Source organism: Paenibacillus sp. Root444D2, assembly GCF_001426375.1.
Classification (GTDB): Bacteria; Bacillota; Bacilli; order Paenibacillales; family NBRC-103111; genus Paenibacillus_E.
Map to the genome: position 1 here is coordinate 559,209 of NZ_LMEO01000050.1, position 12,741 is coordinate 571,949.

The 12,741-nt window shown below is 44.7% G+C and carries 12 protein-coding genes; 4 read left to right on the forward strand and 8 right to left on the reverse strand.

The genetic code is table 11. From position 1 onward, the window contains the following. Positions 1-163: 163 nt before the first annotated feature. Positions 164-505: a winged helix-turn-helix transcriptional regulator gene (locus tag ASD40_RS29875; protein ID WP_057306766.1), complete on the reverse strand. Its 342-nt coding sequence runs from the start codon at positions 503-505 to the stop codon at positions 164-166. Positions 506-770: 265 nt separating this feature from the next. Between ASD40_RS29875 and ASD40_RS29880 the strand changes: the two genes are divergently transcribed. Continuing rightward, complete coding sequence (locus ASD40_RS29880; RefSeq protein ID WP_057306767.1) at positions 771-1,667, forward strand: alpha/beta fold hydrolase; 897 nt, start codon at positions 771-773, stop codon at positions 1,665-1,667. 45 nt (positions 1,668-1,712) lie between these two features. Beyond that, complete coding sequence (locus tag ASD40_RS29885) at positions 1,713-2,222, forward strand: dihydrofolate reductase family protein (RefSeq protein ID WP_057306768.1); 510 nt, start codon at positions 1,713-1,715, stop codon at positions 2,220-2,222. Positions 2,223-2,422: 200 nt separating this feature from the next. Here ASD40_RS29885 and ASD40_RS29890 read toward each other — a convergent pair whose 3' ends face one another. The 6 genes from ASD40_RS29890 to ASD40_RS29915 all read right to left on the reverse strand — a co-directional run bounded on the left by ASD40_RS29890 (position 2,423) and on the right by ASD40_RS29915 (position 9,832). Then, complete coding sequence (locus tag ASD40_RS29890) at positions 2,423-3,562, reverse strand: glycerate kinase (protein ID WP_057306769.1); 1,140 nt, start codon at positions 3,560-3,562, stop codon at positions 2,423-2,425. Then, positions 3,559-5,523 (reverse strand): glycoside hydrolase family 125 protein, encoded by a 1,965-nt coding sequence (locus tag ASD40_RS29895; protein ID WP_057306770.1) that lies wholly within the window; start codon positions 5,521-5,523, stop codon positions 3,559-3,561. The genes ASD40_RS29890 and ASD40_RS29895 overlap by 4 nt, the downstream gene beginning before the upstream one ends. A 27-nt stretch (positions 5,524-5,550) precedes the next feature. Then, positions 5,551-6,393 (reverse strand): carbohydrate ABC transporter permease, encoded by an 843-nt coding sequence (locus tag ASD40_RS29900; protein WP_057306771.1) that lies wholly within the window; start codon positions 6,391-6,393, stop codon positions 5,551-5,553. An 11-nt stretch (positions 6,394-6,404) separates the two neighbouring features. Continuing rightward, entirely contained in the window at positions 6,405-7,313 is a 909-nt protein-coding gene (locus ASD40_RS29905) for a carbohydrate ABC transporter permease (protein WP_082562542.1), read from the reverse strand. Between the two features lie 45 nt (positions 7,314-7,358). Further along, the gene (locus tag ASD40_RS29910; protein ID WP_057306772.1) at positions 7,359-8,702 is read right to left on the reverse strand and encodes an extracellular solute-binding protein; all 1,344 of its coding nucleotides are present in this window, start codon (positions 8,700-8,702) and stop codon (positions 7,359-7,361) included. A gap of 113 nt (positions 8,703-8,815) precedes the next feature. Continuing rightward, positions 8,816-9,832, reverse strand: coding sequence for a LacI family DNA-binding transcriptional regulator (locus ASD40_RS29915; protein ID WP_057306773.1), 1,017 nt, complete (start codon positions 9,830-9,832; stop codon positions 8,816-8,818). 317 nt (positions 9,833-10,149) lie between these two features. Between ASD40_RS29915 and ASD40_RS29920 the strand changes: the two genes are divergently transcribed. After that, entirely contained in the window at positions 10,150-10,548 is a 399-nt protein-coding gene (locus tag ASD40_RS29920; RefSeq protein WP_057306774.1) for a MerR family transcriptional regulator, read from the forward strand. 253 nt (positions 10,549-10,801) lie between these two features. On the opposite strand, the gene ASD40_RS29925 is transcribed toward ASD40_RS29920, so the two are convergent. Next, positions 10,802-11,593, reverse strand: a complete 792-nt coding sequence (locus tag ASD40_RS29925) for a PaaX family transcriptional regulator C-terminal domain-containing protein (RefSeq protein ID WP_057306775.1) — start codon at positions 11,591-11,593, stop codon at positions 10,802-10,804. A 127-nt stretch (positions 11,594-11,720) separates the two neighbouring features. On the opposite strand from ASD40_RS29925, the gene ASD40_RS29930 reads away from it, so the two are divergent. Next, positions 11,721-12,416: a metal-dependent hydrolase gene (locus ASD40_RS29930; RefSeq protein WP_057306776.1), complete on the forward strand. Its 696-nt coding sequence runs from the start codon at positions 11,721-11,723 to the stop codon at positions 12,414-12,416. The last annotated feature ends 325 nt before the right edge of the window (positions 12,417-12,741 follow it).

Consider the following 12,741-nt stretch of genomic DNA (forward strand, 5'->3'; position numbering starts at 1 on the left):
GCGTCCCGGCTTTAGCCATCACGGAGCGTTAATCGGAAATATTGGGGCCGTTATCCACGTCCGGCGATCCATAAATTGGATTCAGCCATGAGCGGAGGCCATCGTGTCAATCCTTAGGTCCGCTCCAACCGTCTGCGCTCCCGTGCTTCTGTCACATTCACATCTATGCCATCTCTTCCGCCCCACGCTCGGCACTTAAGCCATTTTCCTGAACCCATGCCCACATAGCCGCAAAAATAGGCTGCAGATTCCACCCTCGCTCAGTTAGCTCATATTCGACGTGCAGGGGCACACCGGGGTACTGCGTGCGCGTTATAATCCCCTTTTCCTCCAGCACCCGCAGTCGATCCGTTAACGTCTTCGGACTAATCGGGTGTAGCTTTCGCCGCAGATCTCCAAATCGCTTGGTGCCAACAAACAACTCTAGCAGAAGAGGGAGGGTCCACTTACCATCCAAGATTTCCATCAAAGGATCAATGGCTTCGATACAAGAGCGATCCAACATTGACGTTTCCTCCGTAGTTCATTTTTTGAAACTACTGCACTTTATTGTAACTACTTTTCAAATATACCACAGTGTTGTAGTCTTATTGAAGAGCCGAAACACAAAGTTCTACTCCATATCGATATTAATCCCTGAGTAGTGCGCGCAACCGGGGCGCTCAATCGATATTAACAGGACTTTGAATCACATCAATAATCTGAATATTCAGATATATATTTCATGAATTTAAAAGATGCTTGAAACAACTGGCAGATTGGAGGCATAAATGCAAAGACCGTTTGATGTAGATGCATCGGAGTATCCGTTCAAGGACCACTGGATGCCTTATCGCGATGGCATGATTCATTACGTTGACGAGGGGCAGGGGCCTGTCATTCTTCTCCTACACGGAAACCCCACCTGGTCGTATCTTTACCGGAACGTCATCAAAGAATTGAGCGGCGAATGCCGTCTGATTGCATTGGATTACCCGGGACTCGGGATGTCACGAGCTCCTTCCGATTATGGCTATACGCCGAAGGAGCATTCTGAGGCTGTCACCGAATTCATCCGGCGACTGAATCTCAAGGACTTCGTACTAGTAGTCCAAGATTGGGGAGGCCCGATCGGATTCAACTACGCTGTAAGGCACCGTGAGAACTTGCGCGGAATTGTCGTGATGAATACCTGGGCATGGCCGGCCACGCTCCCTGCGATGAAGCTATTCTCGTTCGCCATGGGCGGATGGCCCTTCGGATATTGGCTGCAGACAAGGCGAAATTTCTTCGCCAAGAAGATTGTCCCTCATGGGATCTATCATTCCGAGAAAATCACGGATATCTTGAGAAAGGCCTACACCGATCCATTCCCAACCCCAAAATCCCGGAAACCGACTTGGGTATTCCCAAGGCAGATCCGAAAAGCGCGTCCGTGGCTCGCGGAAATCGAGGCGAAACTGCCGGTTCTATCCAATTTGCCAGCACAGATTCTGTGGGGGATGAAGGATAGCGCGGGCTTTCCACCCGAAGAGATGGCTAAATGGCAAGGTTATTTGAAATTGAACGAAACCGAGTCGTTAGACGATGCCTCCCACTACGTGCAGGAAGATCGGCCGGACCGTGTGGTCGCATCCATCCGCAGAGTCCTTGAACGGACATCGCAGCAATCAAGAAAGTTAGGCTGAAATATAATCATCATTTATTTTCATCGACTATTAGGAGGCTATCCAATGAAAACAATTCTATGGGCAACACTAACAGGCAATGGTAACTACGCGCAATCGAGTCCGAATAATCCCCCAAAAAAGGAAGCACTCGGCGATTTTGCGGCACATGCTCAAGCAGCTGGTAATTTCATTGTCGGTAGGCGTACATTTGAAGGGATGCAGGCGAGCGGTGGCGGGGGTGCTTTTGCCGGCATGGATATCGTCGTCGTATCGGCAAGCGTGAAAGAAATTCCCGGTGTGACGGTTGTCGGCTCGCCCCTCGAAGCCTTGAGCTACCTGCAGGATAAAGGCTATCAAACCGCCCTCATCTCGGGGGGCGCAGACCTTCACAATGCTTTTCTGGGTCAAGGGCTTGTTGACGAGCTCATATTCAATGTCGCGCCGGTACTAGAAGGGAAAGGACTCAATCTATTGATTGACACGGAGAAGTACCAATACAAGGAAATGGAATTGTTGAACTTTAAATCACTCGGCAGCGGCGTCGTTCAATTGCACTATGCGATTGGTCATTAAAAACGGCAGCCAGGTAGATCGCACCAAACGTATGAGTGAGCAATTGAGCAATGATCAAATCTTTACAGTTCAACGAGGCCGTCGATCGCTTCCGTGGCAGCCTCGTTATATATTTAATAAGAACTAACGGTAACTGTAGGTAAGCATTTGAAAGAGGATCATTGTTAAGTCCTTTCGACTTAACAATGATCCTCTTTGGTTTAGCTAGACTTAGCAGCAGCAAACAATCTCACAGCCGCTTCCGCCGTACTTTCCAACATGGCCGCCGCATCGGTGAGAGCTTCAGCCAACGACATCGGCTTATTCAACAAGCTCAGCACCGAACAGACACCATGCGTGTATAAGTTATCAATATCGGTACCCACTGTGCCTGCAATAATTATAGTTGGGACACCATGCTTTTTCGCGATAAGAGCTACACCACTCGGTGTTTTGCCATGTGCGGTTTGGCTATCCACCTTGCCTTCTCCTGTAAGTACAAGGTCAGCACCTTGTATATGTCTTTCCAATTCAGAAATTTCCGCTATAAATGCAGAGCCTGCTTGGATCCGTCCTTGCAGAAGAGCTAGAATCCCTGCTCCGGTCCCTCCGCCCGCTCCTGCTCCAGCTGCGTTGCGCACTTGAACGGGACTTATTCCTTCCAGATGTTCCGCCCAAATGTTCATGAGCACTTCCAATAGCTCAACAGCGACTGCGTTTGCCCCTTTTTGCGGTGCAAAGACGCGTGAGGCGCCTAGTGCTCCCAACAAAGGATTCGTGACATCGCATGCAATCTGAATGTCACAAGCATGAATTCGCGGATCCATGCTTGCCGTGTCGATGGTATGCAAGTCTGCTAAACCTATTGCGCCCCGCTTAATCGACTGGCCATTTACATCGAGCAGTTTGACGCCTAAGGCTTGCAGCATGCCTGCTCCTCCGTCATTCGTCCCGCTCCCGCCTAAACAGAGGACAAATCGACGGTACCCGCGCTGAAGCCCTGCCAACATTAACTGACCGAACCCATAGGTGGATGTAACCAGTGGATTTCGCTCGGATTCTTCAATAACATACAATCCACAAGCAGCCGCCAGTTCAATAACACATGTTTCGCCATCCCCCAGCACGCCATATGTCGCTTCGATGTTTTTGCCAATAGGGTCTTCAACTGTTGTTGTGAATAGCTGACCTCCGGTTGCGTCTACTAAACAGCGAACACTTCCTTCTCCGCCATCTGCCATTGGAATGACCGCAATCTCATGGTGAATCGAAGCCTTCTGTATACCTTTTCGCATCGCTTCACCAGCTTCACTAGCCGTTAGACTTCCTTTGTATGAATCTGGAGCCACAACAATTTTCATCCTACTAACTCCTGTACACTAGACTGTTTATTCAGAAGAAGTGCTTGGGAAATAAACGCACCAGGCCATGAGAACCAATGACGAGAAGCCACTGCACCGCTCTTTTCATAGACCGCTTCAGAAAAAAGCCCATCCCACTGGCACAGTTGTTTTAACTTATTCATAACCAGCGTATATTGATCTTGATCGTTAATTAAGGCGCTATAGATTAACTGCTGAGCGTCTCCTAACGGCCATGGATGTGGGGTATGAATCGACCCTAATCCACCATATACACCTTCATAATAGCCCCCGATGTTTCTTGTCGAGAATGCGAATTCCATGGTGTTAATCCAGCGGGAATCATCTGCAGCACAGAATCCCCAGATAGGCGCCAATACCGTTGGTAGATCATTCGCATCGTGATAAGTTGTATGATTACCCTGAAGGTCCACCAAATAAGCAAACATTCGTTTACCTTCAGACTCAATCGTGAAATGATCGAGGCAATCCGTCTGAACTTGCTGCACCCACTCATGAAGCTTCAAAGTTGTAAATGGAAACTGATTATTCAGAGCGTCCAGTTTTCGTAAGGTTTGCCACATCAGAATTTGACTGGAGAAATGATAAGGATAATCAACCTTATCGTCAGCCGGAGTCTCCCCTGTTTTAAATAGCCAGTACTTCTCATGCCGGCTTTTCATAATTTCTTGTAGCGTGTCTTCAAGGTATGGCAGCAAGCGTACTACGGTCTCTTTGTCTTTCGTCCATTCATAATACTCACAAAGTTCAAGCAGCGGATAACATTGCTGATCTAGTTGATACACATTATCCTTACAATAGCCATTCGTCAGGTAAGCTCTACCCCAGTAGCCCGAAGGCCGCTCCGCAGTCATGAACATCCAAAGTAAATGTCCCTTAATCGTCTCTCTTACCTTACGTTTATCTGCTTGCGTTAATATGCCCTCATGCTCGTCGGCATCGATTAATAGCTTCATCATATAATACGAATCCCGGTTCCATGATAAAGGAAGCAATTGGTGGTCCGTGATGACACACACCTGCTCGTCTTGAACAGGAACCGAACAACAATTTAGAATATAGGCTACATTACGACGAATCACATAATGACTCCATGACGTATCGATAAAATGAAGAGGCTCCTCAACCACAGAAATGCCTTTCAAATGGGAAATCAGATCGTTACCCCATTCAACATCATTTAAAACCTCTCCCTCTGTGTTAATTGTATAGGTGATAAGCAGTTGCTTCACCTCAGAGGGAGCGATCTTCCATTGATATTCCGACAGCTGCTTGATCGGTTCATTGGATGTCCGTTTTTCTGTTCCTAAATCAAAGGGCTGTCCATCTTCAAATACAGTCATTACAACTTGTGCCGGTAAAGAAGGATTACGCAAAGACATACGATTCCCTTGGATTTCCAAATCATTGATTTGCTCAGGCATTTGAATAGGACCGCCTTCGGTCAATTGGCCGTAGCTGCATCGATTTAAATTATAAGTACCCCCAATTTGGAAGGGTAAAGTTTGCTCCATCGTACTGTTGTTTTTGATTTCAATGCTTTGTACGACTGTGGCTCTTCCTGAAGGGTTGAGGGCCTCAAACGTAATTGCCACGTTGAGCTGTTCGAGCTTGTAGGTTATGACCAACTTGCCTTCCGGTGTGTAGCCGCTTTGCCAGTCTTGAATCTTCCTATCATGGGAGAAACCGAACCCCTTTGCTAGATTTTCCTCACCAAGTCCGGCAATTCGTTTGCGATACGCTCTAACATATTCAGAATCGTACCAAAGTCCATTTGAGAACGTCACTAAGGAGGACAACGTCAAATAACCCTTAGTTGGATGATAGGCATTGATGGTATGGATTGAACCGTTTTCTTTGATACTTGCAGTTAGGTTGCCGCACCCGATGTCCATCGGCTTTTTATTTATATTGCTCTTTAATACCGAGTATAGTTCCATATTTATCACTTCTCCGACTTCATCTTTTTAACCTTTAACCGCACCATTCGTTAGAGCCCCTACAATAAAGCGCTGCAGGAGAATAAAAGCAATCATGACAGGTAAAATACCTATCGAGCTTGCTGCCGCCAAATAGTGAGTGGTAATAGCGTCTGAGCTATTTTTTAATGTAACAAGCCCTAGTGACATAGGGAACATGTCCTTATCGTCCAATAAAATAAACGGAATAATAAACTGCGACCAGCTGGCAACGGCAATCAAAATCGTTACGGAAGCTACGCCAGGCATCGCAACCGGCAAAAGCACTTTCCATAAAGTGGACCAACGCGAACAGCCATCCACTATAGCAGCCTCATCCAATTCCAGAGGAAGTGTATCCAAATATCCCTTCAGAAACCATGTACTAAGCGGAATCTCAACTGCCACATAAACTGCGATTAATCCGGCCGAGTGGTTGATGAGTCCAATCTCCGAGAATAATCGATAGAGTGGAATCGCGATAATGACCGGTGATATCATTTGGAATACCAATATCATCAGCATCACAGGACGCTTCATTTTAAACTGGAACCGCGAAAGTGCATACGCAGCAGGAAATGAAAATAACAGTGTTAATCCAATAGTAACCACTACGATCTTCGCTGAATTCCACATGTAGTGAAGAATTCCCATATTTTTAATTACAAATGAATAGTTTTGGAATTGAGGTGTCTTCGAGAACCAAATTGGCGGCGTCAAGAATAATTCAGGGACAGATTTTAATGATAACGAAACGACCCAAAATATAGGAAAAGCAAAAAAGCAAAAAACGATCAAGTAACCCACATAGATTCCCGCATTTTCCAGTCTGTATCTTGCATGTTTACTCATGTTTGCTCCCCCTACTTCCTTTCAATAAACCGAAAATACAAGCCGGTCATCGTCAGATTGATGAGCAGCAAAATAACCGCGGTAGCCGCTCCTTGCCCTAAATCGAAAAGCTGGAAGATTTGAGAGTGTACATTTAAAGCGATGACCTCTGTGCTTTTCCCAGGTCCGCCTGCCGTTAAAGCCGACACCATATCAAAGGTGTTGAAAGTAGCTACAACACTGGTAATCATGTTAATGAACAGGATTGGTGCTAGAATCGGTATAATGATTTTGATTAATGTTTGGAACGAAGTCGTACCATCGATTTTTGCCGCTTCCAGTACATCCCCAGGTACAGTCTGAAAACCAGCATAAATCATAATCATGCAAAAAGCCGTTCCCCGCCAAATGTTCGCTAAAGTAATGGAAGCAAGTGCGATATGAGGGTCGGACAGAAACGAGATCTTAGAAAAGCCCATTAATGTGACTACATAATTTAAAATTCCAGCATCTGATTCGTTATACAGCAGGCTCCAGATAATACCAATAATAACCCCGGGAATTGCCCAAGCCGAAAGTACAGTTGTCCGAACCACAACGGTTCCGATTAGCTTTCGCTTATTTCCCAGATCTACCATAAGTGCGATAATAAAACCGAGCAACATTTGAAAAAATACACTACATGCTACAAAAATTAATGTAATGCTTATCATATGAAGCAGATCAGGATTATTCAGTAATTTCCTATAAGATTGCAAGGTATAGGTATAATTAGGATCCATCAAATTGGCATTTGTAAAACTGGATCTAATGACCTCAATGACCGGGTATACAAAGACAAGGAGTAGGACGATTGCTGTTGGCAGAAGCCAAGGAACCGGGGAATTGCTCCCCAGCGCCTTCGGCCATTGCATTTTAGACAGTGGTTGATGTCGTTTCATATGATTTGAAGATTCGTGAGTACTCTCCATACTTTCTCACAACCCTTACTTTTGAGATAGGACTTTCCATGCATTATTGAGCGCATCTTCAGGCGATAGGCTGCCCGATACCACACTCGACGCGGCAATTTGAAGCTGTTCGGAAATCACAGTATAGTCATCAGAAGCTGGGCGAGCTCTACCCGTTTTCTCCATGATTTCACGAAACGTTTTGGTAAACTCGTTGCCTTTGAATTCAGCATTGTCATATACAGATTTGCGAGGAGGCAAATAACCGCCGATTGTTGTCCAATTGGCCATACCTTTGTCGCCCATATACGTTTGCATAAGGAAATCAAAGGCTGCTTTTTGCTTATCAGGATCTTTAGTGAAAATCCCCCATGCCCAGCCACCTGACATCGCTACGGCATTGTCACCGCTCATCGTTGGAACTGGCGCTACAGCATACTTCGCAAAACGCTCTGCGCCCAGCGTATCCTTCAATTGGTTAACCTGCCAATTGCCCCCGATAAACATAGCTACTTTGTCCGTAGCAATATCCCCGTTTTGATCAGCTTCATTCTTGATATTCGCTGCGCGTTTCGGAGTTACACCCGTATCCGCTGCTTTTTTCAGGAAGTTAAAAACGTTCAACATCTTTTCACGATTGGCACCCTCACCAAAAACAGCCTTACCGTCTTTATTAACCAATTCTCCGCCTTGCGACAAGAACATTGGAAGCACAACGGAAACAGAAGCTGCTTCCGCGCGTCCAGCTGGCATTAATAAGGCATCATAACCAGCTGCTTTCAGCTTGGTACCCACTTGAATCACTTCATCCCAAGTTTTAGGCGGAGTTGGCACGAGATCCTTACGGTAGTATAAAACCCTTGTATCCGTAGTAAACTGAATACCATATATTTTCCCATCTGGACCCTTCATAATACTCTGTGCAAACGGGAAGAAATCATCAATCTTCAAACCTGCTTTTTCAAAGTAGCTGTCCAGCGGCTGTAGGTATTTATAAAATTTGGGCAGCATATAGGCATCGATCATCGCAGCATCTGGAGCACGATCTCCCGAAGCCATAATCATCAGGTTGGAAACTTTTCCGTCATAATCACGAGAATCGATTTCGACATTTGGGTGCGCTTTCTTATAGCTTTCTAATGAAGAGTTAATATACTCCACCCGTTTGGGGTCTGAGGATTTCGCTGAATACGCCGTGTGCGCCATCCACTGGAAAGAAACCTTCTTATCCGTTGGAGCAGCAGTAGCGGCAGTAGCACCTGTTGTTGCTTGCGCTTTATCAGCAGTCTTTGGCGCAGAACTGCTTCCACAGCCGCTAAGAATCGCTGAAAGTCCTACCGTTGTTACCAAGGTTCCCATAACTAATTTGCTTTTTTTCATGAAAATGCCCCCCTATTATATGAATAAATTGTTCCCGCTATGGTTGAAGGAAAGTCGTACGGATCCTCCAACAGTTTATCGAAAACGTTTTCGAAAACTCCGAAAAAAAATTATTACTTTGGTGCAGCACTACTACCGCGAACAATCAACTGCGCAGGAATCCTTACATGTCGGATAGTCCCATCGTTATCTTGGATAATGTCTAATAGGATCTTAGAAGCTGTCTCCCCCATTTGTAGACGTTTCTGATGAATCGTGGTTAAAGGCGGGTTAAAATATTGTGCAGAATCGATATCATCAAAGCCTACAACAGAAACATCCTCAGGAACGCGTTTGCCTAGCTCCTTCAGCGCATCAATTACTCCATAAGCCATTAAATCACTTGAGGCAAATACAGCTGTAAAATCATTTTCTTGAGAAAAAGTTTCTTTCGTCAGCCGAGCAGCTTCCTCCCTCGAATATTTCCCATATTGAATCCAATTATCCTTGATGGATAGTCCGTAATGCTGACAAGCCTTCTTATACCCTTCAATGCGGTCATAGGAACCTTTAGCGATTGTATCTCCCGCTATCTTCAGGATGTTGCGGTGCCCTAACTTTATCAAATGTTCCGTGGCATCCCAAGCTCCCGCTTCGTTATCAGATTCCACAAAATTCACTTTCAAGCTGGCCTGTGGCAAACTATCAATATACACTGTTGGGAATGCCTCATGAAGTTCGTGAATCTTCTCATCTGTCCTTTTATTTCCTGTCAGAATGAGAATGACGCCATCCACTCCTTTTTCATAACACATGACCTTGTAGCTCGACGTATCTCGCTTTTGGTTAGTAAAGATGAGAAGATCATAACCCGCTTCGCCGACAACATTCTTGATGGAACTAAAATAATCAACTAAAAAGGGACTGTCGAATCCGGAATTGGTTTGATCGCCAAAAAATACGCCAATGGTTTTCGTTGATTTGGTGATTAACCCTCTTGCCATGAAATTTGGAACGTAATCCATCTCTTTAGCTATTTCCAAAATTTTCTTTTTCGTTTCTTCTTTTATATCTTCGTAACCGTTTAATGCTTTTGATACCGCTGAAACGGAGACGCCAGCTAGTTTAGCTATTTTTTTTATATTGGTCACTCACTAGCCCCCTTATTTCCTAAAACGTTTTCGATGATCAGTATAGCATGTGATTGAATACGGTTGCAACACTTTTTTCGAAAACGTTTTCGGTAACAATCTACGAATATCTCTTTGTTAGCCGGCTTTTATGCCAACGATCCTGGTTTAATAACGTAATCGACAGAATGCGCCGACGCAGCAGGGATTTCGTGGCATCTAGGTATAATACCTTTTCATTTAGGAATACCAGTTATAATGAAAAAATAACTTAATACGAGCTGATGCCTACAAGACAAGCCTCATTTTAAATATGGTTTAAGAAAGGAGATGTTAGCTTGGGACTTTCTATTAAAGAAGCTTCGGAACGGCTCGGAATTCCTCCACATACGATTAGATACTATGAAAAAGAAGGACTCCTTCCTTTTATTCAAAGAGATGAGCATGGAAACCGCATTTTTGAGAACAAAGATTTAGATTGGATTAATTTAATGACATGTTTCCGTGTGACCGGTATGCCAGTAGCCGTGCTAAAACACATTGTCGATTTAGCTCTTCAAGGCGATTCAACCATTTCGGAAAGAAGAGCGATACTGGAAAAGCATAAGGAGGAACTAAAAAAACAGCAATTGGAGTTGGATCGCGCTTTTGAAGCTGTAAACTATAAATTATCGAAATACGACTCAATTCAAAACGGAAAGTCAGACTCGAGTTCAGAATTCACTATGAACCCTTAATCGGAAGATATCCTGTTAAGGCTAAGAAATAGCCTTTGTCAAAAAAAGAGCGCCTCGGTATGATGGGTTTGTCCACGGGTTCGAAACCCAACACCATCAAGGAGGCGCTCTTATTATGAAGTTTAAAGTACCAAAATTGAATTTGCTTTTAGCAAGTGGAATACCTTTATCCTTTATTCACTTTGAAAGGCTGCCGGCATAAACGGCAGCCTTTGCTCACATAACGGGCAGAATTGTCCAGATACTCATGTAATTACACGAGAAATTGATAATATTCTGAAGAGCTGGGGATGAGGGTGGCAAACGACTGAAACGAACGATACAACTCAGTGATTACACGATGACCCATCCAATCGGATGGAAGCAAAGACACCGGGAGCATGGGATCCCTAAGGCTAATCTCGCTGATAATCTCTCCAACATGCAAATAAAAGACAAACAGCTCTAAGGGATCCATCCTGCCCCTGATTTCTTTATTCAAAGCCGGCACGAATTCGTCTTGATACCATTGCCACTTCTCCTGATGCAAGCGATGGATGTCGGCTAGAGGCCAAATGTCGGCTGCCCGCTCAGGGGTAATATCACGAAACAAAATCGACGCTTCCGAGATAGTGACGTATTCATCCATGGAGGCAGCATGAATCAATGACAAAAGCTGCTTTCTGTAATCCCAAGGAGAGACATATACGCCTTTATATAGTTGACCGAAGCCAAGTTGTAGCAGCTGCAAACGGAATTGATCCCTTCTTTGCCTCTCTGGCTCCGGTACCTCGAAGTGCACAAAATACCATTTGCGGTTCCAGTCCACATCGTATTGCCGCGGTTTCCGGTTCACGAAGGATAAAAACTGCTCCCCTTTGTCCATTATGGAATACAGGGAACGCTCTTCTGCGTGAATATACTTTTCTTTCTTCATTCGTGATAGAACGTTCCTGATTGACTGCTCCTTATAGCCGCGTTTCGTATAAATTTGTACTAATTCTTTAGCATGCATACAACGCTTTTTTGTCAGCAGGAAAAGTATCTGCTTCTCGATTGACAGCATTCGGTTTTTGATCCCCTTCCAGAATACTTGCTATCCTCATATTACAGTAATTTGACAAAAAAAGAAATAAAGAATATACTCACGTTGTCGTCAAGCGAATAATAAATAGTATATGGAGGAAGAAAAAATGAACCTTATTTTTCACGGACACTCTTGCATTCAGATCTCGGATGGAGAGCGCTCGATCATCATCGATCCGTTCCTGAGCGGCAATCCCGTTGCCAAAGCGAAAGCCGAGGACATTCAAGTTCAATACATCTTGCTTACACACGGACACACGGATCACACCGCTGATGCGGAAGCTATCGCCAGAGCTAACGATGCAACTATTATCGCCACCTTTGAGCTCGCTACCTATTACTCTTGGAAGGGCTTGAAGACGATCGGAATGAACATCGGAGGAACTGTGGACTTGGGATTTGCCAAAGCAAAGCTTGTTCACGCATTCCACAGCTCTTCAATTATAGCTGACGATTCCCAAAGCATCGTCTATGCAGGCATGCCGGGCGGATTTGTCATGGATTGGAACGGAGTTACGCTTTATCATGCCGGCGACACCTCCTTGTTCGGAGATATGAAAATGATCGGCGAGCTCCACGATATTGATTACGCGGTACTGCCGATCGGGGATTTTTACACAATGGGACCTAAGGATGCCCTGATTGCAGCAAAGTGGCTGCAAGCAAAGAACGTAATCCCTGTTCATCACAGCACATTCCCAGGCATCGTACAAGATTCTGCAGCCTTCACTGCACAGCTGAAGGAGCATGGAATCGAAGGCTTCGCTCTCCAGCCAGGAGAACAGCTTACACTTGTAAAATAATTTTATAAGTGACGAGACCTTAACACTGCCTTATTTAAGATCAAAGTAGCCATATCCTTATGAATTGGAAATTCAATTTGCTTCCAAAATGAGATACAGCGGCATCCATGGACGAGGAAATAAAGTCCTTGACTGTCGCTATTTTCTCGCCCTCGTCAACGCTGATAACCCAATGTTATATAAATGGTGCTAATGAGTGAAAATTAAAGCAGTATTTTCAGGCAAAACTCACTCAGACTGATTTCTGAGATGTTTCCCAAATGAAATAGAGACGCAGCGGCACACTTAGACGAGAAAATATTGTCTTAATCTGCCGCTATTTCAA